A 24,798-nucleotide genomic window follows, 5' to 3' on the forward strand; every position below is an offset into this window, starting at 1 on the left:
ACGGAATCCCGCATTGTGGCCTAAATCACGATTCTGAAATGCCAATAAAATAACAGGTGTTTTTCAGAACGATCGATCGGAATTGGTCAGATTCCGAATAATATTCTCCAAAACGAACCCTTTCGTGGCAAAAATTCAGCCAGTATGGAATTGCTGAAATACGAGGTCCGCTTATTGCCGATGTCCAGCCCCCGGTTTTGCTTCACGGAAAAATCTGGCCCCTGGAACCCGCTCGGAACCCCCGCCCGCTCAGTTGGACTGCCCTGTGAGCGTGGTGGCCACGAGCTGAACGGACTCCGCCGGGAAACCGTTGGATTCCTTCGCAGCAACGATCCTTACCATAGCGCCGGAGACGATATCGGCGACTGTCAGCTGGCTGGTTGAGGTTCCGCCGGCCTGTTGACGCCTTTGTTGCAGATTGCTCACTGCCACGCCCGAACCCAGCGAATACGTCCGGCTGAACCCGTCCGTGCTCTGGACGGTCACGGCGTCCGAACTAACCTCGGTGACCGTCCCCTGCTGTTCCACTTTGGTGACGTAGGCGCCTTCCTGCAGGATCACGTATTCGGAGTGCACGGCGGCGGCCACCCCGCTCCCCATTCCACCCAGGCCCTCGGGGGCGAAGTTTCCGGGTCCACCCTGGGCAGGCATCCCGCCGTCGGCAAATCCGCCCTGAGCACCGCCGCGGGCGCCCGGCAAAGTTTCCGGCAGCGCATCGCCGTCAGCCGTTGCGTCGGCGGTGCCGTCGGCCGTTGCGGAGCTGTACGCCAAAGCGTACATTCCGACGCCGGCTCCGCCCACGAGGACAACCGCCGCTCCTGCGGCCACCGGGGCGCCCCACCCGCCTGCCGGTCCTGGCTGGTTTTCCCAAGTGGGGTCCGGGCTGGTTTCCGGGGTGGTTTCCGGAACTGGGGTGTTGTGGTGGTTGTTCATGGCGTACTCCTCGGGCCTGCGGACTGTGTCCACCCCAGACTCTGAATCGTTCCTGTGCGGGGGCTGTGCACCGCAAGAGGTGAGCCTGTGACCTTTCTGCGGCTGCCTTCAGCCCGGAAACAACCGATCCGCGCCGTGCCGCCCGGGACGGCCCCGCCGGAGCGTTCAGCTGGCTAGGCTGGGATTCACAGCTGGCCCACAGGATCCCCATAGGGCCGGCTAAACCGTAGATCGGAGAGTTGTCCCATGGCCACTTCGCACTCCATGACTAACAACCTTCCCCAGCTCACCCACCCGGACGGCTCTCCCATCCGCGCCCTGGTGGTTGACGACGAACCCAGCCTCTCCGAGCTCATGAGCATGGGCCTGCGGATGGCAGGCTGGTCCGTTGCCGTCGCCGGCGACGGCCCTGAAGCCGTGAAACTCGCCAAGGAGTTCCGCCCGGACGTCCTGGTGCTGGACGTGATGCTTCCCGGGTTCGACGGCGTTGAGCTGCTCACCAGGATCCGCGCCTTCGCGCCGGAGGTGCCCGCGCTTTTCCTGACGGCAAAAGACGCCGTCCAGGACCGCATCCTCGGCCTTGCGGCCGGCGGCGACGATTACGTCACCAAGCCGTTCAGCATGGAAGAAGTGCTCCTCCGCCTGCACCGGCTGGTCCAGCGCTCCGGCGTTGCCGCCATGGACACCGCCGAGCTGGTGGTGGGCGACCTCGTCCTCAACATCGACACACGCGAGGTGACCCGGGCCGGGGAGGAACTGCAGCTCACGGCCACCCAGTTCGAACTCCTCCGCTACCTCATGGAGAACCCCAAACGGGTGGTCAGCAAGGCACAGATCCTGGACCGGGTGTGGGACTACGATTTCGGCGGCCAGGCCAACATCGTGGAACTCTACATTTCCTACCTGCGCAAGAAGGTGGACGCAACGCAGCCGCCCATGATCCATACTGTCCGCGGGGCGGGCTATGTCATCAAACCGGCGGATTGAGCGGTGCCCACGCTTGCCGGCGTAGCCCGCAAAGAAGGCCGCCGCTGGCTCGATCCCTCGACCTGGCACCTGCGCACCCGGCTGGTGCTCGTGGCCATGGCATTGCTGGTGGCAATCTGCGGCGCGATTGGCCTGTTCAGCTACGCATCCATGGATTCATTCCTCACCCAGCAACTAGACAAGCAACTCACGGAAGCCTCCCGGCGGTCCAGCGAGTTCGGCCGCCCGCCGCTTGGTAACCCCAACAACAGGCCGGATCCCCTGGATGCCAAGGGACAAGGCATCGGGACGCTCATCGCACGAATGAACGACGGCAATGTCAGCAAGGCCGGGTTCCTCGCCAACGATGCCACCAAGGCGTCGCTGTCCCCCGAGGATGACCAGGTCCTGTTGGCCCTCCGACACGACGGAACGCCGGTTGACCGGACCCTCTCCACTGGCTCCTACCGCCTGGTGGCTGTGGAGGCTCCGTATGGGGACGTGATCGTCACCGGACTTCCCCTCGATGAAAAGCAGAACACGCTCAGCTCACTGGTGTGGACCATGGTGATCGTTTCGATGGGAGGCCTGGTCCTGATCGGCCTTGCCGGAACGGTCCTCATCCGCCGCACCATGAAACCCCTCGAGCAGCTGTCCGAAGTGGCAACGCAGGTTTCGCAGCTGCCGCTCGATGCCGGCGAGGTTGCCCTCGCGGTGCGCGTGCCGCCGTCGAACGCGCACCCTGGAACTGAAGTGGGCAGCGTGGGCCACGCGCTAAACCTCATGCTGGACAACGTCTCCAAGGCCCTCGAGGCCCGGCAGCAGAGCGAGACGAAGGTGCGCCAGTTCGTGGCCGACGCCTCCCACGAGCTGCGCACGCCACTTACGGCAATCCGCGGCTACACGGAACTCATGCGGATGACCGAGGACTTCACTCCGGACGGCAAGAAATCCCTGGCCAGGGTGCAAAGCCAGTCCGAACGGATGACCACCCTGGTGGAGGACCTCCTGCTGCTGGCCCGGCTGGACGAAGGGCAGCCGCTCAAAATCAGCGACGTGGACCTGACGCAGCTGGTGGTGGAAACCGTCAGCGACGAGAAGGTCATGGCACCGGACCGCGTCTGGCAGCTCGAGTTGCCCGACGAGCCGGTGGTGGTCCGAGGGGACGCCACGCAGCTGCACCAGGTGCTGGCCAATCTGCTCTCCAACGCGCGCAAGCACACGGACCCCGGAACCACCGTTGTCACCGGCGTGATGCGCTCCGCTGACGGCAGCGCCGTGGTGACCGTGACGGACAACGGCGCCGGGATCCCGCCCGAATTTGTGGACCGGGTCTTCGCCCGCTTTGCCCGGGCGGACGCCGCCCGCACCAGCCCGGCAGGTTCTGCTTCGGGTTCGGCCGCCGCGGGAGCGGCCGCCGCTGAGGGGACCAGCGGGCTGGGCCTTTCAATTGTGCAGTCGATCATGGAAGCGCACGGCGGAACCGTCGAAGTCACCTCCCGTCCGGGACGCACGGAGTTCGCGCTGCGCCTCCCCTGCGAACCACTGGCAGCCTAGTTCTCAGCGCACGAATCCCTGGCCGCCCCGACGCAAGTCAACGCGCCGCCGCCGTGATCCTCGTTACCGAAATGTGACTTAAGGTTCTATCTCCTGTACGGTTTTTAGAGTGCGGCCACCGTTCCGGCCGCATATCCGGATGGACGCCAAACTCTGCCGCTACCCGGATTTCCTCATGATCAGGCAGAGGCGGGGGACCCAGGTCTCCGGGCATTCTGCATCGCCGCCCTCGGGGTGAAGCCGACACGTGAAGTTCCGTGCGGCCGGATGACCTCATCCGAACCCGACAGCTAACTCCGCCGGCATCGAGAGGCAACCATGACTAAATCCACGCCAGAAGTACGTCCAGAGCGCCCTTCACGTAAGACTGCGGTGCCCGCAGAACGCTCACGCCACCGCGCTGAATCAGCCAAGACGGCGTCCCCGCTGTCCCGGTTTGCCGCCGGCCTGCACGGCTCCGGCCGCCGCGCCGCTGTGGTGGCCACCGCCTGCGCCGTGCTGATCGGCGTCGGCGCCGCCGGCCAGGCTTCCGAGCCCGCCGCACCGGCAAGCTCGGCGACGAACGCGGAAGTCGCCGCAGCGAGCGCCGACACGAAGTCGAAGCTCGCGTTCGAAAAGATCCTGGTTTCGGCCATGCCGGCTCCGGCTTCTGTCAGCATGTCCGCGCAGTCCACCGAGGAGCAGCCGTCCGAAGAACAGCCCGCAGAGGAGAAGGCCGCGGAAGCACCGGCCCCCGCCCCTGCACCGGCGGCGGCTCCGGAACCCGCTCCGGCTCCCGCGCCGCCTGTCGCCGTGGATGACCCCGCAGCTGCCCAGGCGTATGCCGCCTCGCAGCTCGGCAACTACGGCTGGGCGGCTGACCAGATGCAGTGCCTGACCACGCTGTGGACCAAGGAATCGGATTGGAAGACCACGGCCACGAATGCCAGCAGTGGCGCGTACGGCATTGTCCAGTCGCTGCCGGCCGAAAAGATGGCCAGCGCGGGCGGAGACTACCTCACCAATTTCCGCACTCAGATCAACTGGGGCCTGAACTACGTCAAGGAACGCTACGGCTCCCCCTGCGACGCCCTGAACTTCCACTACGCCAATAACTGGTACTAAGCCGACCCATGCCCGCCGGACCCGGTCCGCATCAGCCGAAGGCCCCGAATCCACGTGATTCGGGGCCTTCGGCCGTGTTGCCGGCGTATCGCTTCCCAGCTTCCACAGCAGGTGCACAGCTGTGGCCTAAATGCTTCATATGCGCCGGCCTCATAGTTGAATCATGACGCTCACAGACCAGGCCCCGGGGATCCTGCCGCACACGCAACCGCGGGCCGCCGTCGACGTCCTGACGGGTGCCGCTCCGGCGCTTTCCGGTGCGGGTAACATCCGCCGTGTCCCTATCGACACGCGGGCCGCCGTCGACGAACGGACCGGAACCGCCGCGCCCGTCCTGGATGTGACCATCCCGGCCTACAACGAGGAACAGGATTTGGAGCAGTCCCTCCGGCGGCTGCACGCTTACCTGCACGGCACTTTCCCGCACACCTTCCGGATTACTGTGGCGGACAACGCCAGCACCGACGGCACGCTCCGTGTCGCCGAGCGTGTGGCCCGGGAACTCCGCGAGGTCACCGTGGTCCGGCTCCCGGACAAGGGAAGGGGGAACGCGCTTCGCACGGTGTGGCTCGCGTCGCCGTCGCCCGTGCTGGCCTACATGGACGTGAACCTTTCCACCGACCTTGCTGCGCTGGCCCCCTTGATAGCGCCGCTCATCTCCGGGCATTCCGACCTGGCGGTCGGAACCCGGCTATCGCGCAGTTCGCGTGTGGTCCGCGGCCACCGGCGGGCGTTCATCCCCCGTGGCTACAACCTTTTGCTGCACACCCTCCTGGGCGCACATTTCAGCGATGCGCAGTGCGGCTTCAAGGCCATCCGCGCGGACATTGCCCGTCAGCTCCTCCCCCACACCGCGGACAATGCCTGGTTCTTCGACACCGAACTGCTGGTCCTGGCCGAAAAATGCGGGCTCCGGGTGCACGAGGTGCCGGTGGACTGGGTAAACGAGTCCGACGCCGGTGTGGATCTTCTCCGGACCGCCCTCGCCGACCTGCGCGGCATGGGCCGCCTCAGCCGCGACCTGGCAACCGGCCGCATACCGGTTCCTGAACTCCGCTCGGCCCTGGACGGCGGCTCCGCGCCGGTGACGTCCGGCTGAAGGGCGCTGGAATGCGCGGCTACGTGTCCACAAGCCACGTCATGGCTTCGTCCAGGCAGGTGAAATACCGCGTGGGAGCAGCCGGAGTGTTGATGCTGAGAAAAAAATTGGCCATTGCCCGGTCCACCGGGGACGATCCGAGGAGCGCCACCCTGTCCACTGTGCTGGGACGGGCGAAGACGCGCCGTGCACCGCGGCTCATGGACGCCGCGGCCGCCATGTCCACCAGAATCGGATACCGCCGCCCGCCGGTCAACTCCTTGACCGCCGCCATGACGGCCGTCGCGGCATCCTCGGAGATAGCCAGGCCTGGAATCCACCGCACATGAAGAACACCATCGCGCAGAACAACGGTGCCTCTGGCGCCGTCAATCGAAACCTCGGTCATCCTATCCCCCCAGATAGCGTCAGCACTCTTCACTGACCCTAGCCGACAGGAGGCCGGTTCGGACGTCAGAACCGGAAGGAAATCGTCCTTACGCCGGCATCGTCCACTGCCGTGGTCACGGACACCCCGGAGTAGTCGTCGATGTGCAGAACGCCGTCCGGAAGCTCACCGGTGTTGGGCCCGATGGCCACGGTCCTGATCCCGGCGGCGAGACCGGCCGCAATGCCTGCGGGTGCGTCCTCAAAGACCACTGCGTTGGCCGGGTCCACCCCGAGCAGTTCGGCAGCCCGGAGGTAGCCTTCCGGATGGGGTTTTCCCCGCGTGACAAGGTCGGCCGTGACGGCGGTGGCAGGCATGGCGAGACCCGCGGCGCCCATCCGGATGTCGGCGAGGATCCGGTCGGCGGAGGTCACCAGTGCCACGGCATCCGCCGGCAGGCTGCGCAACAGATCAGCGGCCCCGGGCAAGGCGACAATGCCCTCGGTCCGGACCCGTTCCATCGCGCCGAGTTCCGCAGTGAGTGCGACGACGTCGGATCCGGCCGGGGCAAACCGGCGTACCGTGTCCCCGGCCTGGACGCCGTGCGACGTCCGGAGGATCTCGGCCAGGTCCAGGGCGTAGCGGGCCGCAAATTCGCCCCACACCTGCTCCACAATTGCCGTGGAATCAACCAGGGTGCCGTCCATGTCGAACAGCACGGCCCGGGCGGTCAAGGTTGTCGCGGACCGTATGGCGGAGACAGCGGTTGCGGCGTCGGCAGGAAAGCTCATGCTTCCATCCTGCCCCACGCCGGGGCGGCGCGGGTTTTTTGTGACTTAGCCGTTCGGGCGTTGAGGGAGGTACTGGACCGCCCATTTGTTGCCGTCGGGATCGGCGAAATGGACGAAATGGCCCCAGTCCTGGACGTCGATGTCGCTGACCTCAACTCCGTTGTCCTTGAGGTGCTTGTGCGCGGCCTGGATGTCGCTGACCACGACCTGCAGGCTCGGGGCGGTGCCGGGAGGAGCGTCACTGAGGCCCTCGCCGATGGCGATCGAACAGGCCGATCCGGGCGGGGTCAGCTGGACGAAGCGGATGCCGTCCATGGGCCGCTCGTCGAAGTCAGCGTTGAAGCCCACCTTGTTGACGTAAAAATCCTTGGCACGGTCCACGTCCGACACAGGGACAAACACCAGTTCAAGTTTCCAGTCCATGGGGCACAGGCTAGCCGGGGCCGCCGGAAACCGGAAGGGGGCAATCGCTTCGCACCGGCTTAGCCGGCGCCCCTGTTAGCCAGCGATGCTGTTAGCCGGCGATGCCGTAGAGGCGGTCTCCGGCGTCGCCGAGTCCGGGCACGATGTAGGACTTTTCGTTGAGCTTCTCGTCAATGGACGCCAGGACGATGGTCACGTTGGCGTCCGAGAGTTCTTCCTCCAGCTTGGCCAGCCCCTCGGGCGCGGCCAGCAGGCAGATGCACGTCACGTCAGAGGCGCCGCGCTTGAAGAGGAACTTGATGGCTTCCCGCAACGTACCGCCGGTGGCCAGCATGGGATCCAGGACGAAGATCTGCCGATCCGTCAGGTTCTCGGGGAGGCGCTCCGCGTAGGTGATGATGTCCAGCGTTTCCTCGTCACGGGCCATTCCCAGGAACCCGACCTCGGCCGTGGGCACGAGTTTGGTCATGCCTTCGAGCATGCCCAGGCCGGCGCGGAGGATGGGAACCACCAGCGGGGTGGGCTTGGTGAACGCGGTGCCGATGGTGGTGCTGACCGGAGTCTGGATGGTGACCGGCTCGGTGCGGACGTCCCGCGTGGCCTCATAGGCGAGGAGCGTGACCAGTTCCTCGGTGAGCTGCCGGAAGACCGGGGAGGGGGTGTTTTTGTCCCGCAGAACGGTGAGCTTGTGGGCGACCAGCGGGTGGTCCACGACGAGTGTGCGCATGGGTCAAAACTATCACCCGGCGGTGGTGTCCCCGCCCCGCGATCCGCCGGCTTCCTGACGCGGGCCCGCGCCGCCGCCACCGGGTTTTCCGCCGTGGCTGCTATGGCGCCCGTCCGGTTCTTCCCGGAGCAACGGGTGGTCGAAGGTCGGAGCCGGTCCTGCGTGCTCGCGGTGCCGTATGACATGGAAGAGCCGGTGGGCCAGGATCACGATTCCCACCCAGGCGAGGCCAAGGAGCCACGCGGCGATGACATCGGTCAGCCAGTGATGGCCGAGGAATACCCTGCTGAGGCCCATGGCAATGATGAAGAGCGCACCGGCCGTGATCATGGACACCCGCGCAACGGTCCGCTGGATCTGCAGGCAGGCCAGGTACACCACCAGTCCGATCACAACCGTGGTATTGAGGGCGTGCCCGCTGGGGAACGACGGTGAGGTTTCGTACGGCGGAACAGCCTCCGCGTGTTCGGGCCGGGTGCGGCCAAAGAGCTTCTTGCCGGCGGTGGTGGCGGTGACCGAAACGGCAGCCGCGCCGCCCACCAGGATAAGGGGGCGCCAGGTACGCCCTGCCCACGTAAGCCAGGCCGTCAGGATGCTGCCGACGATGGGCATGCCGATCCCGCCACCGATATTCGTGAAGGCAGTCACGGCGGAGTTGAGCCAGGGGTTCCGGAGGCCCTCCGACAGCGCCAGCGCAGGCTTGTCCAGGTTGGCGAGGCCCGCTTCGTCCACCACGTCGTCGTAGACTTCGGCACCCATAAACGCCAGTGTGACGACGATCGCACCGCCAACCAGCATGGTGATCCAGAGGGCAGCGTAGGGAACAACCCACCGTCCCCAGCGGTCGGTAATGCGCTCAGTCAAGGTCTTCACGTCGTCTCCCGGGCCCGTTCGTCGTCTGCGCCTGCCGTACCTTCGAAACTATCATTGAGCCATGACTTCCCCGGAGCCCCGCCATGCCGAATGGATGGGCCTTGCCCTCGCCGAGGCACGGGCTGCGCTGGCCACCGAGGACGTGCCGATCGGCGCCGTCGTCATCGGACCTGACGGTGAAGTCCTGGGTACAGGGAGGAACGAACGGGAAGCCCACGGTGATCCCACCGCGCACGCCGAGATGGTGGCGATCCGCGAGGCGGCTGCCCGGCTGAAGGCCCTGCCGCAGGGCGACGGCTGGCGGCTGGCGGACTGCACCCTCGTGGTGACCCTGGAACCCTGTGCCATGTGCGCGGGCGCCATTGTCCTGGCGAGGATCCCGCGTGTGGTGTTCGGGGCGTGGGACGAGAAGGCAGGGGCGGCCGGTTCGGTGTTCGATATCCTCCGCGAGCGCCGGCTCAACCACTGGGTGGAGGTCTACGCCGGCGTTCGGGAGCAGGAGTGTGCCACGCTGCTCCGGGATTTCTTCGCCGGCCACCGGCAGGTCAGCTAACCGGCATCCGCCGCGTCCAGGGCGTCAATGCGCTCCTGCCTGGATGCGGGCGAGTCAAGGCTGAAGGAACGGAAATCGCCCAGGTCCTCCCGGATCCACGCTTCCACCTCGGCGATCCGCTGCCCGATGCGCGGCGAAGACCTGCCGAACAGCCAGTGGGCGATCCGCTGCCCGACGGGATCGTACTGCCAGAGTCCGATGATCCGGCCGCGGTCCATGATCGGATGGTCCGGCAGGTCGGCCTGCTGCGCCAGTATCGCGCCGAGCAGTGCCGCATCCCCGTCGCCGTCCGCGAACAGGTCCGCGGCGTTCCGCCGCTGGATGACGAGCGAGTCCGTCCCCGCGAGGAGCTGGATCTGTTCCTCCGCCGGCACGTCAAAAGCGGCGAGGCGTGCGACGTCGTCGGGCAGCATCCACAGCGCTTCGCCTTTGGCGGCAGGGTGGGCGGTGGGCACCTCAACGGCACCGGCGGCGGCCAGGGCCGCCTTGCTCTGGGCGACCGTGAACCCGGAGAACCACTGGGATTGCTTGAGCGTGGCTCCGCCGGTCCAGCCCAGGTACTTGCGGACCAGCTCAATGCGGGCGGCATCCATGTCCAACGGGCTCGGCGGCAGCTCCCACAGCGTGTAGGCGTAGCGCTGCTGATCGAGACGGCCGTTGGCGGGGACGCGGCGGATCCGGCCGTCGCGCTGCAGCAGGCCAAGAGCGGTGGGCAGGGTGGTGGAGACGCCCTGCCTCTTCCCTTCCTCGCCCAGGCTTCGGACGGAATCGCCGAGTTCATCCTTGAGCTGTTTCGGATCCAGCGGGCGGCCGGCCCCGGCCAGAGCGTGCAGCACCTGGTCCTCGAGCAGCGTGAGTTCGCCGCGGTCCACCCCCAGCCTGCCAAGCACTTTGAAGACTTCGGCGGAATCCTTGCCCAGCTTCAGGGCCCACGCGAAATCCTCCGCGCCCAGGATGTACGTGCAGCCGCGAGCGCTGGGGAGTTCGTAGATCCGCAGCGCCAGGACGTCGGCATCAACCTGTTCGCGGCGGATTCCGGCACGGGCGAACAACGTGAGGTAGGGGTTGGCGCCGCCCAGGGAACGTGCCCAGCCGGCCCTGGCCAGGACCTCGGCCGCGGTATGACCGGCGAGGCTGCCGTCGAGGCCCTGTTTGTGCCAGGCCCACGCGCGCAGGCGTTCTGCCGTGACCGTGTGCGCCGGCGGCACGCTGACGGCCGCGGGATTAGCCTCCGGAGTCTCAACAGTGAGGGGCTCGGTTGTCATAGGGGCCATTGTCCATCAGCCGGCACGGCAACGGAATGACACGACGCAGTCCGGCTGCGCGGCGCGTTCTGTCCCGATCTGTCCGCCGCAATGCTGTCCAGCACCGTCCTGGCCGTGGCGTCCCAGCCCGGCAGCCGGTTGCGCGCATCCAGTGCCGCGTCGCGCCACCGCGAGCGAAGTTCCGGATCCGTCAGCCAGCCGCGCAGGACTGCCGCCAGCGGGGACGGGTCCGCGCCGAGGACGACGGCGACGCCCGGCAACGAGGGTCCCCCGCCGCCGTCGGGAGCTGCTGCCCCGCCCGGCGGCCCCGCCGGACCCGGTGAACCCGCCGCGAGTGCCTCGACAGCGCCGGTGCCGGCCCGCACCACCACCGGGATTCCGCGGGCGAGGGACTCGGTGACCACCATCCCGTACGCTTCAGCCCGCGAAATGAGCAGGCTGAGATCGGCACGGTGCCATGCCTCGTCCAGGGCATCCCCGCTGAGCTCGCCGCGGACTGCCACCCGGCCGGTAAGCCCGAGCCGGGTTATCACGCTGCGGACCGCCCGGGCGTAGGCGGGGTCGGCGGAATCGGAGCCCACCAGCGCCGCGGACCAGGGCAGGTCCGTGAGTCCTGCGAGTGCCTTCAGCAGCAGGAGCTGGTCCTTGTTCGGCAGCAGTGCGGCCACTGCCACGAGGTGTGGCGGGTTCGAGCCGGCCGCAGGAGGAGCGGCATCAGTGCCGGGCAGCGCCACATGGATCGGGACGGGGCAGTGCTTGTCCCGGATCGCCGCAGCCGTCGTCGAACTGGTGCAGATTACGCCCGCGGCGGCCGCCAGCGCACGTTCCTCCAGGTCCGGGTGCGTTGCCAGCGGCATGTGCAGCAGGATCCACGCGGGCCGTCCCGCGGCGGCTGCCGCCTCCATTTCCAGCGGCGCGCCCAGCGCAACCAGACCGTCCACGATGGTCACCGGCGTCGCGGCCCGTTCGGCGCCGGCGCTGTCCAGGCCGTCATCGCTGCCGCCGTCGAGCAGCAACCCGGCCAGCCGCCGTCGTTCTTCCACGCTGCCCACCGGCCAGTGACCGTCAGCGGGGCAGACGTCCACGTCCGCCCCGTGGGCGGTGAGCCCGCGGACCAGCGCGGCGTTGTAGGCGTTGCCCCCTGAGTTGTGCAGCACGTTGCCCGGCACGATCAGCCGGACCGCCAGCCTGTCCGCGCGGGGCCCGGGCATGTGCTTACGCGGCGTCGAAGTCGAGCGCGAACGAGGCCCAGGCGTCGGGGTTCTCCCGGAGGGTGACGTCCAGTCCTGCCAGTTCCCGCCCGTCCTCACCGTCGCGGACCTTCGCGGCGACGGCCTCGGCGATGTACTGCGCGAGGGCCTCGGTGGTGCTCAGCTTCCCGGCAAAGTCCGGGTGCTCGTCGAGGTTCTTGTAGTTCAGGCCGGCCAACACTTCCTCAATGAGCCCGCCGGCCGCACCGATGTCCAGGACGATGGCGTCGTCGTTCAGCGCCCGACGGCGGAAGGTCACCTCCGCCACGAACGTGGCCCCGTGCAGGCCCTGGGCGGGACCGAAGGCTTCGCGCGGCAGGCTGTGGGCAATCATGAAGTGGCGGCGGACAGTCAGGCTGAACAAGGGCTACCTCTTGTCTTCGGCGGGGTATTCAACAACGTGGCAGAGCGCATCCAGGCGGCCGTCGGCCAGATCATGGACGACGGCGGGAAGTTCCGCAAACGGGGAGGATCCCGTCAGGAAGGTGTCGTAGACGGGATCGCTGAGCAGGGACACGGCCAGCGCCAGGCGGTCGGCGTTGGTCCGGCGGTGGCGGCGCGAGCGGGCCACGACCCCCACCTGGCTGGCACGGATGGAGAGCCGGCGGGCATGGAAGTCCTCCCCCAGCGGGATGGTGACCTTCCGGTCGGCGTACCAGGACATCTCGATGACGTCCCCTTCATCGCCCACCAGCTGCAGGCTCCGTTCGAGGCCTTCCTGGGAGGCCGAACAGTGGATCACGATGTCACAGTCCGCAAGGGCGTCGTCGGGGTGCGCGAATTCGACACCGAGTGCTTCGGCGAAGGCGCGTTTCGCCGGATCGACGTCGATCAGCTGGAGCCGCTGCAGCGGAAAGGTGCGCAGCAGGGTGGCCACCATGCCGCCGACCAGGCCTGCGCCGACAACGGCCACGCGGTCGCCCAGCCGGGGCCCGGCTTCCCACAAGGCATTGACGGCGGTTTCCACGGTTCCCGTGAGCACTGCCCTGCGGGCCGGGACGTTCTCCGGGACCACGGTGAGGGACTCGACCGGGACAACGTAGCGGTCCTGGTGCGGGTGCAGGCAGAACACGGTGCGCCCCACCCAGTCCACGGGACCCGCCTCCACGGTTCCCACGGAGAGGTAGCCGTACTTCACTGGCGAGGGGAAGGAACCCTCCTGCAAGGGCGCCCGCATTTGTTCGGCAACCCGGGGCGGCACGTTGCCGCAGTGGACCACCGTTTCGGTGCCCTTGCTGATGCCCGAGTAAAGGGCACGGACCAGCGCTTCGCCGGGGCCCGGCGCGGGCAGGTCCTCGCTCCGGAGTTCGCCTTTTTCGTGGCCGACGGTCCAATAGGCCTTGGCTTGGGAGCGCTGCTGGGAATTGATCATCTTGCTTACGAATCTAGTCCCCGGCGCGGGCGCTGGGAAGACAGCTTGCCCCCGGCGCGCCGTCGTTTTGTGGAAGCGAGGCATGCTCCGGTAACCTATTCAGGTTGGTGACGTGTCCGAGCGGCCGAAGGTGCAACACTCGAAATGTTGTTTGGTGTCAAAGCCAACGTGGGTTCAAATCCCACCGTCACCGCCAAGTAGCAAGGCCCCTGCTTCCCTTATAAACAAAGGGAAGCAGGGGTTTTGCTTTGCCCGGGAATTCGCCCCGCAGTAACGCAACGGTAACAAAGTTCTGCCCCGATAGAGACTATGGAGAGGATGAACATCATGACACTCCTGGTTCGCGCTTTCCCTAACGACAACCTTGGTTGTCCTCGATAGGCGGCACGCGGCGAGCACCTAGGAATTATGTGTCCGTCGTTTGGAAAAGCTGTCGACGAAGACACGCGCCGTGGCAGGATGAGGTCCACTATGGACAGGCGGTTACGGCGCGCTCCCGACGCGGAATGGGTGTTGATGTACCGGCTCGGACTGAGCCGAACGGCTAAAAGTTCGGTCCGCGTGTGGCCCACACACGGTCCAGACTGATCCCCGGTGTCAATGAGCGGCGAGCTTCTCGTGGTCGATGTTTACTGCGCTTTTGCGGCTCACTTCGTCAGTCACGTCGTCGGTGTTGCGCAGCAGATGCTCGGGGCAATCCACCGTGACCAGTTCGCGGATCCAACGACGGTGGCGGGGTATCCATCTGACTTTCCCGACCCGCCATCTCCGCAGTCAGTATCCGTAGTGATTGACCACGATCTGCACCGTGGAGTTGTCATCCCCGGGTCCGTAGTCGTGCACCGAGATGCGTACGTTCCAGCCGTCAATAATTCCGACAGCCCGGCAGTCCAGTCCACCTGCGTTGAACCGCGGGTTCCTCTCGCACTTTTCCAGCTCCTGGGGAACCAGGCTGACCTGGTGGATGTATTTCTCCAGGTCGCCTTGCTGGTACGCCTGATGGGTGGCCCATCTGTAGGCATACTGCGAACACGGGCCGTCCAAGGGGGTGGTGCACATCGCAGCGGCCACCGGCGGCTGGGTGTCCAGGTTCTCCCACCCGGGACTGGTTTCAAGCCGATCGGCGATCGACTTGAGCTCGGCAATGATCTGGTTGCTCTTCCACGACGTCCAGATGAAGAAGGCTGTGAGACAGACAGCCAGCGCGGCCACCACAGCAAGCCAGACCTTACGGCCGCGGCTCATTCTCTTGGGTATTCCTGTGACCCCCATGAGAACAGGGTAGTCAGGACCAGGCAGCTGCACTCCGCGACCGTAAGCATTTCATTCAAAGCCGGCCGCGAGGCGTGGCGGCCGTCACCCTCTATTCTGCGCCTTGCAGATGTGCTTCAAATCCGAGGACGCATTTGCGTTTAGACTTTGCCGGGATATGGCCGAACAGGCCGATCACATACTGGGGGAAATATGCTTCGTCGTACCATCAGCGCGTCTTTGCTCATACTCACAGCCACGTTGACATTCCGCGCCCAAGGCATGTAGCCGAAATGTCGACAGCGCAGATCATAAACATCTCCATCACGGTATTCACGACTGTGTCCATTGCCCCGATTGCCTGGTGGGCGCGGAAGCACCCCAACCGGTCCAAGGAGTACCCGGAACAGGTTCGTATGCCGAAGGTGCTTTTGATCTTTGGCTGGCTCTGCGTGTCCGTGGGGCTCCTCATGGGTCTGTTCGCCTTCACCACAGCCCGCGCACCTCTTGGTGCCCGTATTGCTTCGGTGGCGATTCTCCTGGGCGGGATGGCATTCGTCGCGATGTACCGCAACTTTTACGTGGCTCCGCGCGCCTATGAGGTGGCCTTCCGCAGCGTGCTCGGCAAGGAACACCTGATTGCCTATAGCGACATCGCGCACTACAGCGTGGGGACGTTGAGAGGTCAGCAGTTCCTGACAGTGAAATCCGTTCACGGTGTCAAGCTCAGCCTGAACATGAGTGCTTACGACATGACTCCGTTGCTGCGGGCAATTGATTTCCGCGAGGTGACAGACCGCTGGCCTGTCAGACCCGAGGTCGCTGTGCACGACATGTAGCGCAGCGGCTACGCTGGGAAGCAGAGAAGCTTAGGATGTTCCTCTAAGAAATGGCGGGCCTTGTTCCTTCGGGAAGAAGTGCCCGCCACTTCTCATTTCACTGGCTGCTGGCTGCTGGCTGGCAGGCGCTTCTCGGCGAACTCTCTAGTTTTGGGTCACCAGCGAATTTGCGAACTGCCTGGTCCCCGGTTTCAGAGCGGGTGCCCCTAAGCTCGGTCCATGCCCGAAACCGCAGATCAGCCCGTCGCCGTGCGCGCGACGGCTTTCATCAGGCCTTCTAGGTGGCGGCACCGCCCGGTACGACTGGTCACCTACGATGCCTACTGGGCAGATGGTCGCTTGGACTTCGATGTGGACCTCTCGACGATGATGTACCGGGGATTCCCAGCGGACTTCGCAGCCATCGACGAGAGCGTGCACGCCCACTGCCCGGAAGTAGGAACCGGCCGGTGGGTGGACGACTTCGGCAGGGTCGTCGAGGGACCCAGTGAGATTAATCCGAACCCGCCAGGAAACCGTGGAGGAGAGCGGCGGAAGTATGGGGTTTCGAGATACGAGTCGAACCCGAAGGCGAACCGCGCGTGGCGTCTCGGCCGGGGAGTAGCCGGCCTCGGCCTCGGCCTCGGCGTTTTTCTCACCACAGGACCGATAAGTGACGGGATCGCCGGTTTCGTGGGAGTTATATTCTGCGCCGGCGGCCTGGCTTCGCTCGCGGGCTTCATCCCCGGCAAACACCGATGGTGGTGAGTCGCACGTCCACGGTGAGGTGATCTTCTCTGTTTCTGGAGGCCGTCACTTCAGGAGGCCGGCAGTGCCTACGGAGTTAGCTGACGCGGCGATAGCGGATGTGGGTGGCCAGCGGGGAGTGAAGCACCTCGGCGGGTTCGAAGCCGAAGGATTCAACCCCGCCGAAGATGCGCTCCCCCGAACCGAGCAGGACCGGTGCGATGTCGAGGGTGAGCTCGTCGATCACGCCGGCGATCAGTGCCTGTCGCACGGTCGAAGCCCCACCCGCGATGTCCACGCCTTTGTCCCCGGCGGCCCGGCGCGCTGCGGAGTAGGCCGCGTCGAAGCCCTCGGTAACGAAGTGGAACGTCGTCCCGCCGTCCATCTGGATCGGATCATGTCCGTGATGGGTCAGGACGAAAACCGGCGCGTGGTACGGCGGTTCGGCTCCCCACCACCCGGTCCATTCCTCATCCCAGTCCCCACGGACAGGGCCGAACATATTCCGACCCATCACATACGCGCCCCGCGGGCGCATGAGCCACTCGTTCGCAACCTTGTCGGCATCGTTGGCTCGCGGGTCGCCGATGTGCCAGCGGTGCAGCTCCAGCCCCCGCTTGCCCAGGGGGTCCTCGCGGCTTTGGTCCGGCCCGGCGACAAAGCCGTCCAGCGAGATCGACATGTGGCAGGTGGTGTCCGGCACCGCGAACCTCCTGAGTGATTGCGACTTGGATGCGGTCGTGTGCGGATTCTGGTCGGTAACGGCCACAGTCCGGCCGACTTCAGCTTCAGTGCACTGTTGGTGTTAGTGCTCCGCTTCTGCGGCAGCCTTCTTGGCGTTTTTCTCAGCGTCCTTCTCGGCGCGCAGCGCCTCCGCATCGTGCTGTTCCTCGGCTTTTTCCTTGTGGATGACCTCTGCCAGGAGCTTCTCCATCTCCTTGGCGACGCCGGCCGCTGACGCCGGGTTCTGGCCGGTCACCAGCCGCTCGTCCACCACGACCTTCTCTTCAAAGACACCAGCGGAGACGTGGGTGGCGCCCTGCTCCTCGAGCCGGTCTGCCAAAAAGAACGGGATGACCTTGTCCTTCCCCGCGGCAACCTCCTCGTCGTTGGTGAAGGCAGCGACCTTCCTGCCCTCGACCAGCCGAAATCCGTTGGCCAACTCGACGTTCAGCAGCCCGGCCGGCCCGTGGCAGACAGCGCCCACCACGCCGCCGGCGTTATAGACGCTGGCTACGAGTTTCTGCAGGCCTTCGCTGTCCGGGAAGTCCCACATGGTGCCGTGGCCTCCCACGAGATAGACGGCGTCGTACTGTTCGGAATCAACGACGTCGATGCGGGCCGTGTTGTAGAGTCCGGCGCGCGTGGTCTCGTCCTCCGTAAAGGCAACCTGGATGGGATCTTCTGAGTCCACCTCGTCGCGCGGCGGCTGGCCGCCCTGGATGGACGCGAAGTCGACAAAATGCCCTGAATCCTTGAAGACCTTCCAGGGATGTGCCGCCTCGGCCACGTTGTAGCCGGTCTTCTCTCCGGTATCGCCGATCTCGGAAACGCTGGTCAGTACCATGAGGATTTTCTTCATGAAGTGCTCCTATCGTCTAAATTCCACCCTACGCCTAACCGGATTCCGGCCCTCCTCGGCCGCAGTCGGAATCTAGGAGAGCAACCTTGTTGCCGGCTTTCATGTGGACGACGACGTCGCTCCCTTGATAGCCATGGCTCTACCTCATTCTTCGTTAGGGTGAAGACTATGTGTACGGCAGCGGGCCGAGCATGGCCCCTTAGGAGAACGGACATTGCGGACAAATGGCCGGCACTGAACCCAGACAGCATCCAGGACTGCCCAAGTACTGGTACGGGTACGGAGGGTGGAGCAAAGAAGTTGTCATCCACGCTTACACTCGTGAGGAGTGGGGCTTGGGAGGCCACAGTGCCACCGAATCCGCCAACACGGCCAACAGCTTTGTCGGCCAGAGCATCGTTGCCCTGCTGATGACGGTCCCCGCTATCCTGGCCCCGCTCGGGATACTCTTCGGAATCATCGCCCTGTTCATGTCCTTTCCCGATCCGGGGGACATGGGTATGGGCTTGATCATCATGCTGGGCTCCGCGGCATGCACCGTCCTGTTCACTGGCGGCTGGCTCCTGAGCGTCCGTTCCCTTCGCGATGAACTCCGTGCCCGCAAGCTCCGCAAGCCCAAGGGGCTGCCAAAGCCGATGTACGCCGTCACCGACGATCAGGCACGCAAATGGTTCGAGGAGCACCCCGGAACCTTGGAGATCACCCGGGAGAACTTCCCTCATAGCACCCGCCCCTTTCCCGGAGAGCCGGGATATTTCGAACCCAAGAGGACCGACCATGGTTTATGACCGTGAGCGTGAGCGCCGCAACGATGCCGTGTACGCCGAACACAAGAGGGCTGTAGCGGCCGGTGAGAAGCGAGTTCTCCGCAGGACCAGCACCGGCGAGCTGCACAGCTACCCAGGTGATGAGATCGGCTTCACGCCCGGCCGCGGCCAGGCCCAGGTCAGCACCTGGTGGGGCATGGGAATACTCATGGTCTTTTCAGCATGCATGTTCATCGCCATGTGTTGGCTGTTCCAGCGCCCCCTGTGGGAAGGTGCGGCACCCGAGTGGGGCGCGTTGTGGCCGATTGGGCTCTCAGGGTTCTTCACTCCCTATGCGTTCATACTGGCCCGTGACGAGTACCGTGCCACCCAGCTCCGCAAGCGCCGCGGATCCCCAAAACCCGGCACCGGCAGCGTCGACATTGATCTCCTGGATCTGGGTCAGGAACATCCCGACCAGCCCGACAGGTCCCGATAGGATTCGTTCCGATGTTCAACCAAGATAAGCAGTTCCGCAGGCCTGACGGCACCCTGTATGACCTGGCATTGTCTGCCCGATCGCCGCCTTGGCGCTTCTGTTCGTCCTGAACACCGTTGGCAGCGCCGGCGCCGGCGCAGCCGGCCACCGCGGCACCAAGGGGAGAGGCAGTCCCAGCGAGGACGGGTCTTCAAGTACGGCACCAATCACTCTAAGTATCAGGAGTGGTAACGCGGTATAAATCCGGGCGAGCCGCCGGCACGCCCCCTAATGAAAGAGGACCATCCGTGATCACAGTGCACCTTCGATATGAGATCGATGCAAGCAAGCTCGCTGACTTTGAAGAATATGGACGGCGGTGGATCCGCCTCGTCAACAGGCTGGGCGGAGAGCATCACGGCTACTTCCTTCCGAGCGAAGGTGACAGCGACGAGGCCTTCGCCCTGTTCACCTTCCCGTCGCTCGCCGACTACGAGAAGTACCGATCGGCGGCGGCTGTGGATCCCGAGTGCATCGAGGCCTACCGATTCGCGACGGAAACAAACTGCATCCGACGGTACGAGCGAAGGTTCCTCTCACCCATGTTCGAATAACTTCTAGTGGTGATGGGACCTGGCGCGGATGATCCCGGCAGAAAGCCCCGCAGCGGCTATCAGGGATCCAAGCATGATGGCTACGCCTGAGAAGTAGTCAGTGATCGTCATTTCGGTACACCTTCCATCTAGTGGTGTACCGAAGCTACCCACGCAAACCCTGCGCCGACGCAGGATCGCCGAAAGATTTGCTCACAATTAGGACACGGACCAGGCGCTGCCCCCGGTCCCTTGTGCTGATGTCTCCCGGCGGACACCATGTAGGGACACCTTTCAACGGCGCCAAGGAGTGGTCTCACCGATGCGAATGCTGATCATGGGCCCTCCGGGGTGCGGCAAGGGCACCCAGGCCGAACGATTGTCCCAGCACCTCGGCGTCAACGGGGTGTCCACCGGGGACGTCTTCCGTGAGCACGTGAAGAACCTGACGCCGTTGGGCCGTGACGTCGTGGCGCATCTGGACGCCGGCGACTTCGTTCCCGACAGCCTGACCAACCGCATGGTGCGGGACCGCCTGAACGAGGATGACGTCCGGGGCGGGTTCCTCCTGGACGGGTATCCACGCAATGCGGCGCAGCAGGCCGAGCTTGACACGATCCTTGCCGCCAACGGGCAGGCCCTGGACGTTGCACTCCAATTGACGGCCGACGATACCGAGTTGGTCCGCCGGGTGCTCCGCCGCGCCACCCTGACCGGGCGCAGCGACGATACCGAGGACGTGATCCGGCACCGCCTGGAGCTCTACTACCGCGAAACCGAGCCGGTGGCCTCGGCGTACTCACAGCGCGGGATCCTGCTGAGCGTCGACGGCATGGGCACGGAAGATGAGGTCTTCGGCCAGCTGCTCGCAGCACTCCGGGAGTCCTTCCCCTCGGCTGTGCCCGATTCAGCCCCTTAGGCCATCGCCAGGATCCCCGGCCGCCGTGCAGCCCAGGGCCGGACCGCTTCCACGGCCGCGCCCACTGTGAACACCGCGGCGTCGTCGTACGGGTGCCCGACGATTTGCACGCCCGTGGGGATCCCGCAGTCCGCCATACCGCTGGGAACGGCCAGCACCGGGCAGCGGTTGGCGATGTTGAACGGCGCCGTCATGTGGCCCTGCCAGTAGTGCTCGAGCTGTTGCCCGCCGGCGTCGATCCCGTCAAGGTACATGCCGTCGGCATCCAGTGCGGCGACGGCGGACGCGGGGCAGACCAGGGCGTCGAAACCGGCCATGGCGGCAGCCAGCTCGGCCTGCAGGCGGGTCTCGGCCCGGATGCCGTCAACAAAGCGGTTCCCCTCGGCTGCCCGCCTGGCATCCGCCATGAAGCGGCGTGTGTAGGGGGCCAGGAGTTCGGTTGAGCCCTCGGTCTCGTCCTCCATGGCCGGGCCCAACAAGTACCCGAAGTGTGTGAACATCGTGCGGCTGATGGACTCCGTGGTCCACGGGAGTTCGATCTCCTCGACCACGGCCCCGGCGTCCTGCAAAGCCGCAGCGACCGCGCGGGTGTTGGCCTCGACGTCGGGCGCTACGGGGTAGTTCCCAAGGCGGATGCACAGGGCGATCCTCATCCCTGCGACTGATGCCGCCGCGACGGAAGAACCGCCGTCGTGCGTCTCCAGTCCGGGAACCCCAATCCCGGGCGCGTCCGCGAGCGAGGTGTGGTCCCCCCGGTGCCGTCCGGCCATGACATTGGCCAGCAGGACGGTGTCCGCCACGGTCCGGGCCATGGGTCCGTCGCCGCGGTAATGGTCGGCGGAGAGCGGCGCCACGCCGGGGATCCTCCCGTACGGTGCCTTGTAGCCCACAGTTCCCGTGAACGACGCCGGCAGCCGGGTGGAGCCGGCGATGTCCGAGGCCGTAGCCAGCGGAGCCAGCCCGGCGGCCAGAGCGGCCCCGGAACCGCCCGAGGATCCTCCGGGCGAGAACTGCAGGTTCCATGGGTTCCGCGTGACTCCCCACAGCGGACTGTGCGTGACAGTCGCGCAGCTGTACTCGGGAGTGGTGGTGCGGGCGTGGATGATGCCGCCCGCACGCCGGATACGGCCGATGACCGGGTGGTCCTCCGCCGCCAACTCCTCCTTCCGGGCCACAAGTCCCTGCGAGAGCGTCCGGCCCTTGAGTCCGTGCTTTTCCTTGGCGGCCACCGGCAGGCCCAGCAACGGGGTGATGTCCCTGCCGCGGGCGTATTTGGCGGCGGCCTTCCGGGCTGCGGGCCGTGCTTCCTCGAAGAGCGTTTCCGTCAGGGCGTTGACTTCCACGTTGACGGCCTCCGTCCGCGCAATCACGGCCTCCATCAGCTCCACCGGGGAAAGCTCCCGGGTGCGGAAAAGCCGCAGTGCCGTGGCGGCGTCGAGGTAGTGCAGCTCCGTCATGCGAGCGCCCCGCCGACGAGCTCGCGGGCCACACCGGTCAGCATGTCCACTCCTGCCACCATGTCGGCGTCGGTGGTGAATTCACGTTCGCAGTGCGAGACGCCGTCCACGCTGGGAATGAACAGCATGACGGACGGCGCCACCGTGTTCATTGCCACGGAGTCGTGGCCGGCCATGGTCCGGATCCGCCGGGCGGAGAGTCCCAGGTTGGCCGCGACCTTGTCGGCCAGTTCCAGGCCGGCCTCGGGAAAGCGGCGGATGGGCCGGATGTCGAAGTCCTTCACGTTGACCTTGATGTCGTGTTCGCGGGCCAACACGTCAATCTTCTCCAGCAGCGTGGCCCGGGCGGCCTTGACGATCTCCGGATCACCCGAGCGAAGGTCCGCCACAAGGTGCACCCTGCGGGCCACCACGATCGGGGAGTTCGGTTCCAGGGTCAGCTGGCCCACGGAGGAAACCAGCGCCTCGTCCCCGAAGTCGCCGGTGACGTCGTGCACCATCAGGATGATCTTCGACGCCGCCACCAGGGCGTCATGCCGGTCCGCCATGGCGGTGGCGCCCGTGTGGGACTGCTCCCCCAGCACCTCGATGTCCAGCTTCTGCGTGTACCAGCTGCTGTCCACCAGGCCGATGTCGATGCCTTCCCGCTCGAGGATCCGGCCCTGCTCAATGTGGATTTCCGCGTAGCCCGCGACGTCCGGGCCCTCGGCGGCACCCAGGTATCCGATGCCGTCCAGGGCTTCTCGGACGGTGACGCCCTGCAGGTCCCGGACATCGAGCATCCGCTCCCGCTCCAGCAAGCCGGCGAAGACCGAACTTCCCATGATGCTCGGCGCGAACCGTCCGCCCTCCTCGTTGAACCAGTTCACCACCGCAAGGTTGAAGCGGGGCACTGCTCCGCCCTCCGCAACCTCGGCAGCCAGCCGGCGTGCCGCGTGCAGGGCGGCGATCACGCCGTAGGCGCCGTCGAAGCGGCCGCCCAGCGGCTGGCTGTCCAGGTGCGATCCGATCAGCACGTACGGTGCACCGGGAGTCCACTCCAGCAGCCCGAACATGTTGCCGATGCCGTCCACCCGGAGTTCCCAGCCGGCGTCGTGCACCCAGGCGGCGAACCAGTCGCGCGTCTGCGCGTCCTCGGCGGTGGCCGCCTGGCGGTCAACGCCGTTGTGGGGTGTGGCGCCGATGGTGGCCACGTGGTGGAAGTCGGAGAGGAAAGCTGCTGAATTCATGGGAAGTCCTTTGTGTATTGCTGTGAAGAGGGCGGGTGGCGGGCTTAGCCCATGCGTCCGCGGGTCTCGGGCACCTTGGTGAACAGCACCAGGAGGAGTACGACGGCGGCAGCGGCCGCCATGTAGAAGCCCGGCGCGTGCGGCACTCCGGTTCCTCCTACGAGGGCGGTGCCGATGAACGGGGCGGTGCCGCCGAAGAGGGCGTAGGCGCCGTTGTAGCTGATGGCCGCTGAGGTGAAGCGGGTGCGTGTGGTGAAGATCTCGACGAAGAAGGTGTAGCAGCCGCCGCCGTAGATGCAGAGCGCCACCACGAAGAGGGACTGTCCCAGCAGTGCCAGCGGCAGGCTGCCGCTGGTGACCAGCATGAAGCTCGGCACGGACAGCACAGCGAGGGCGAGGGAACCGGCGATGAGCATCGGCTTGCGGCCGAAGCGGTCCCCGAGGCGGCCGCCGATCGGCAGGAGGATGGCGTAAAGGGCCAATGCTGCGGCGTTCACCATCAGCGACTGTTCGCGGCTGAGGTGGCCGGTGGTCTGCACGTAGGAAACGAAGTAGGCCGAGAGGAAGTAGAAGCCCATGGCTGTCAGGCCCATCACGAAGATGACCTGCACCATGCGGAGGCGGTTCTCGCGGAAGGCCTCGCGGACGGGGCTGAATTCCTTGGTCCGGGCTGCCTTGGCCTCGTTGAACGCGTCGCTTTCCACCGTGCGGCTGCGGATCCACACCCCGAACAGGGCAAGCGGCAGGGCGAGCAGGAACGGCAGGCGCCAGCCCCAGGCCATAAAGGCTTCGTTGGGCATCGACTGGCTGAGGACCAGGATCATGGTGCCCGCAACCACGGAGGGCAGGGCAGTGGCGGCGATGGTGATGTTGAGCCAGAAGCCGCGCTTGTTGACCGGGGCGTGCTCGAAGACGAACGACGGAGCACCCACGGATTCACCGCCGGCCGAGAAGCCCTGGATGAGGCGGCAGAGCACCAGGAGTGCAGGGGCCCAGGCGCCGATCTGGCCGTAGGTGGGCAGGAGCCCCATCAGGGCGGTCGCACCGCCGATGGCAACCAGGGTGATGGTCAGGACGCGCCGCCTGCCGATCCTGTCGCCGAGCGCCCCGAAGAACAGGCCGCCGATGGGTCGGACCACGAAGGCGACGCCAAACGTGGCGAAGGTGGCCAGCAAGGCAGCGACGGGGTTGCTGCCGGGGAAGAACAGTTGCGAGAAGATCACGGCAGTGAGGCCGTAGAGGGTGAAGTCGTAGAACTCGATGAACTGGCCGATGCTTCCACCCAGCAGGACGCGCTTCTGCATCTTGGTGGTGCCCGACTGGCCGGCTGCGGGGCGGGCGGTGTCCTTCTCGAGGGTCGCAGCGCCTGAGCCGGCGGGGTTCATGGAGGATGTGTTGCGGCCGGACTCCGCGGCCGGCTGCGGCTGGTTCTTGATGTCGTTGATGGTCATGAGAGCCACGCTAGGTTTGCCGTGTTTCCGGTACCCGATGCCGCGTTACGGGCATTTGAAGAATTTTTTACGGACGTTGCCGCGCTGTTGCCGTGATACCCCGGTCCGGACATGCGTCGGACACATTGTGTGTGATTCGGAACCATTGAATCTCCTTTGATCAACATGGTCAGCTCGCTGGGGGTTTCGGCCCAAGCCGTGTTTGCGGGGTTTTCGCCGCTGGAGGATCCCCGGATCCACCCGGTTG

General features: G+C 65.8%; 27 protein-coding genes, 1 tRNA gene and 1 riboswitch. Of the genes, 12 read left to right on the forward strand and 16 right to left on the reverse strand.

Translation table 11 applies throughout. The features are described from left to right. Positions 1–249: 249 nt before the first annotated feature. Positions 250–933 carry a hypothetical protein gene (locus CXQ91_RS11080; RefSeq protein WP_181038855.1) on the reverse strand — a complete coding sequence of 228 codons (684 nt, stop codon included), beginning with the start codon at positions 931–933 and terminating at the stop codon, positions 250–252. Between the two features lie 246 nt (positions 934–1,179). On the opposite strand from CXQ91_RS11080, the gene CXQ91_RS11090 reads away from it, so the two are divergent. The 4 genes from CXQ91_RS11090 to CXQ91_RS11105 all read left to right on the forward strand — a co-directional run bounded on the left by CXQ91_RS11090 (position 1,180) and on the right by CXQ91_RS11105 (position 5,659). After that, positions 1,180–1,920 (forward strand): response regulator transcription factor, encoded by a 741-nt coding sequence (locus CXQ91_RS11090; RefSeq protein WP_104173979.1) that lies wholly within the window; start codon positions 1,180–1,182, stop codon positions 1,918–1,920. 3 nt (positions 1,921–1,923) lie between these two features. Then, entirely contained in the window at positions 1,924–3,456 is a 1,533-nt protein-coding gene (locus CXQ91_RS11095; RefSeq protein WP_104173980.1) for a HAMP domain-containing sensor histidine kinase, read from the forward strand. Between the two features lie 134 nt (positions 3,457–3,590). After that, positions 3,591–3,775: riboswitch (cyclic di-AMP (ydaO/yuaA leader) on the forward strand. Continuing rightward, the gene (locus tag CXQ91_RS11100) at positions 3,775–4,560 is read left to right on the forward strand and encodes a hypothetical protein (RefSeq protein ID WP_104173981.1); all 786 of its coding nucleotides are present in this window, start codon (positions 3,775–3,777) and stop codon (positions 4,558–4,560) included. It overlaps the preceding riboswitch by 1 nt. 163 nt (positions 4,561–4,723) lie before the next feature. Continuing rightward, positions 4,724–5,659 (forward strand): dolichyl-phosphate beta-glucosyltransferase, encoded by a 936-nt coding sequence (locus CXQ91_RS11105; RefSeq protein WP_104173982.1) that lies wholly within the window; start codon positions 4,724–4,726, stop codon positions 5,657–5,659. A gap of 19 nt (positions 5,660–5,678) precedes the next feature. Here CXQ91_RS11105 and CXQ91_RS11110 read toward each other — a convergent pair whose 3' ends face one another. From CXQ91_RS11110 to CXQ91_RS11130, 5 genes are all read right to left on the reverse strand, one after another. Then, positions 5,679–6,047 (reverse strand): STAS/SEC14 domain-containing protein, encoded by a 369-nt coding sequence (locus CXQ91_RS11110; RefSeq protein ID WP_146072325.1) that lies wholly within the window; start codon positions 6,045–6,047, stop codon positions 5,679–5,681. Between the two features lie 65 nt (positions 6,048–6,112). Next, a complete protein-coding gene (locus CXQ91_RS11115; protein WP_104173983.1) occupies positions 6,113–6,817 on the reverse strand; it encodes an HAD-IA family hydrolase in 705 nt (234 codons plus the stop codon). A gap of 45 nt (positions 6,818–6,862) precedes the next feature. After that, positions 6,863–7,240 (reverse strand): glyoxalase superfamily protein, encoded by a 378-nt coding sequence (locus CXQ91_RS11120; protein WP_104173984.1) that lies wholly within the window; start codon positions 7,238–7,240, stop codon positions 6,863–6,865. A gap of 91 nt (positions 7,241–7,331) precedes the next feature. Next, the gene (gene upp / locus CXQ91_RS11125) at positions 7,332–7,967 is read right to left on the reverse strand and encodes a uracil phosphoribosyltransferase (RefSeq protein ID WP_104173985.1); all 636 of its coding nucleotides are present in this window, start codon (positions 7,965–7,967) and stop codon (positions 7,332–7,334) included. 12 nt (positions 7,968–7,979) lie between these two features. Further along, on the reverse strand, positions 7,980–8,765 hold the full coding sequence (locus tag CXQ91_RS11130) for a phosphatase PAP2 family protein (protein WP_104174126.1): 786 nt from the start codon (positions 8,763–8,765) through the stop codon (positions 7,980–7,982). Positions 8,766–8,901: 136 nt separating this feature from the next. Between CXQ91_RS11130 and tadA the strand changes: the two genes are divergently transcribed. Beyond that, positions 8,902–9,393: a tRNA adenosine(34) deaminase TadA gene (gene tadA, locus CXQ91_RS11135; RefSeq protein WP_104173986.1), complete on the forward strand. Its 492-nt coding sequence runs from the start codon at positions 8,902–8,904 to the stop codon at positions 9,391–9,393. On the opposite strand, the gene CXQ91_RS11140 is transcribed toward tadA, so the two are convergent. The 4 genes from CXQ91_RS11140 to CXQ91_RS11155 are packed head-to-tail and all read right to left on the reverse strand — an operon-like array spanning position 9,390 to position 13,280. After that, positions 9,390–10,658 carry a DNA glycosylase AlkZ-like family protein gene (locus CXQ91_RS11140; RefSeq protein ID WP_104173987.1) on the reverse strand — a complete coding sequence of 423 codons (1,269 nt, stop codon included), beginning with the start codon at positions 10,656–10,658 and terminating at the stop codon, positions 9,390–9,392. The genes tadA and CXQ91_RS11140 overlap by 4 nt on opposite strands. Beyond that, positions 10,655–11,869 (reverse strand): glycosyltransferase, encoded by a 1,215-nt coding sequence (locus CXQ91_RS11145; protein ID WP_104173988.1) that lies wholly within the window; start codon positions 11,867–11,869, stop codon positions 10,655–10,657. The genes CXQ91_RS11140 and CXQ91_RS11145 overlap by 4 nt, the downstream gene beginning before the upstream one ends. Positions 11,870–11,873: 4 nt before the next feature. Beyond that, positions 11,874–12,272 (reverse strand): 6-carboxytetrahydropterin synthase, encoded by a 399-nt coding sequence (locus CXQ91_RS11150; protein WP_104173989.1) that lies wholly within the window; start codon positions 12,270–12,272, stop codon positions 11,874–11,876. Between the two features lie 3 nt (positions 12,273–12,275). Further along, positions 12,276–13,280 (reverse strand): zinc-binding alcohol dehydrogenase, encoded by a 1,005-nt coding sequence (locus CXQ91_RS11155; RefSeq protein WP_104173990.1) that lies wholly within the window; start codon positions 13,278–13,280, stop codon positions 12,276–12,278. Positions 13,281–13,386: 106 nt separating this feature from the next. On the opposite strand from CXQ91_RS11155, the gene CXQ91_RS11160 reads away from it, so the two are divergent. Beyond that, positions 13,387–13,476, forward strand: a tRNA-Ser gene (locus CXQ91_RS11160). 578 nt (positions 13,477–14,054) lie between these two features. Here CXQ91_RS11160 and CXQ91_RS11170 read toward each other — a convergent pair. Further along, complete coding sequence (locus CXQ91_RS11170; protein WP_146072326.1) at positions 14,055–14,552, reverse strand: hypothetical protein; 498 nt, start codon at positions 14,550–14,552, stop codon at positions 14,055–14,057. A gap of 272 nt (positions 14,553–14,824) precedes the next feature. Here CXQ91_RS11170 and CXQ91_RS11175 point away from each other — a divergent pair, with 272 nt between their 5' ends. Together CXQ91_RS11175 and CXQ91_RS11180 are read left to right on the forward strand one after the other, a co-directional pair. Next, on the forward strand, positions 14,825–15,370 hold the full coding sequence (locus tag CXQ91_RS11175; protein ID WP_258073937.1) for a hypothetical protein: 546 nt from the start codon (positions 14,825–14,827) through the stop codon (positions 15,368–15,370). A gap of 219 nt (positions 15,371–15,589) precedes the next feature. Then, positions 15,590–16,117 (forward strand): hypothetical protein, encoded by a 528-nt coding sequence (locus CXQ91_RS11180; RefSeq protein WP_104173992.1) that lies wholly within the window; start codon positions 15,590–15,592, stop codon positions 16,115–16,117. A gap of 76 nt (positions 16,118–16,193) precedes the next feature. Here CXQ91_RS11180 and CXQ91_RS11185 read toward each other — a convergent pair whose 3' ends face one another. Beyond that, positions 16,194–16,799 (reverse strand): dihydrofolate reductase family protein, encoded by a 606-nt coding sequence (locus tag CXQ91_RS11185; protein ID WP_104173993.1) that lies wholly within the window; start codon positions 16,797–16,799, stop codon positions 16,194–16,196. Between the two features lie 102 nt (positions 16,800–16,901). Next, positions 16,902–17,678 (reverse strand): type 1 glutamine amidotransferase domain-containing protein, encoded by a 777-nt coding sequence (locus tag CXQ91_RS11190; protein ID WP_104173994.1) that lies wholly within the window; start codon positions 17,676–17,678, stop codon positions 16,902–16,904. Positions 17,679–18,013: 335 nt separating this feature from the next. Here CXQ91_RS11190 and CXQ91_RS11195 point away from each other — a divergent pair, with 335 nt between their 5' ends. The 4 genes from CXQ91_RS11195 to CXQ91_RS11210 all read left to right on the forward strand — a co-directional run bounded on the left by CXQ91_RS11195 (position 18,014) and on the right by CXQ91_RS11210 (position 20,414). Then, a complete protein-coding gene (locus tag CXQ91_RS11195) occupies positions 18,014–18,466 on the forward strand; it encodes a hypothetical protein (RefSeq protein ID WP_104173995.1) in 453 nt (150 codons plus the stop codon). Next, a complete protein-coding gene (locus CXQ91_RS11200; RefSeq protein WP_104173996.1) occupies positions 18,456–18,923 on the forward strand; it encodes a hypothetical protein in 468 nt (155 codons plus the stop codon). The genes CXQ91_RS11195 and CXQ91_RS11200 overlap by 11 nt, the downstream gene beginning before the upstream one ends. Before the next feature lie 287 nt (positions 18,924–19,210). Next, the gene (locus CXQ91_RS11205; RefSeq protein ID WP_104173997.1) at positions 19,211–19,516 is read left to right on the forward strand and encodes an NIPSNAP family protein; all 306 of its coding nucleotides are present in this window, start codon (positions 19,211–19,213) and stop codon (positions 19,514–19,516) included. Between the two features lie 307 nt (positions 19,517–19,823). Beyond that, positions 19,824–20,414 (forward strand): adenylate kinase, encoded by a 591-nt coding sequence (locus CXQ91_RS11210; RefSeq protein ID WP_104173998.1) that lies wholly within the window; start codon positions 19,824–19,826, stop codon positions 20,412–20,414. Here CXQ91_RS11210 and CXQ91_RS11215 read toward each other — a convergent pair. From CXQ91_RS11215 to CXQ91_RS11225, 3 genes are read right to left on the reverse strand one after another with little or no spacing between them, the layout of a single operon-like run. Continuing rightward, entirely contained in the window at positions 20,411–21,871 is a 1,461-nt protein-coding gene (locus tag CXQ91_RS11215) for an amidase (RefSeq protein WP_104173999.1), read from the reverse strand. The two genes, CXQ91_RS11210 and CXQ91_RS11215, sit on opposite strands and share 4 nt — an antisense overlap. Further along, positions 21,868–23,100: a M20 family metallo-hydrolase gene (locus CXQ91_RS11220; protein WP_104174000.1), complete on the reverse strand. Its 1,233-nt coding sequence runs from the start codon at positions 23,098–23,100 to the stop codon at positions 21,868–21,870. Before CXQ91_RS11220 ends, CXQ91_RS11215 begins: the two co-directional genes overlap by 4 nt. Positions 23,101–23,144: 44 nt before the next feature. Next, positions 23,145–24,551 carry an MFS transporter gene (locus CXQ91_RS11225; RefSeq protein WP_258073938.1) on the reverse strand — a complete coding sequence of 469 codons (1,407 nt, stop codon included), beginning with the start codon at positions 24,549–24,551 and terminating at the stop codon, positions 23,145–23,147. Positions 24,552–24,798: the final 247 nt, after the last annotated feature.

The sequence above is a fragment of the Arthrobacter sp. Y81 genome (genome assembly GCF_002929335.1).
In the GTDB taxonomy this organism is placed as follows: domain Bacteria; phylum Actinomycetota; class Actinomycetes; order Actinomycetales; family Micrococcaceae; genus Arthrobacter.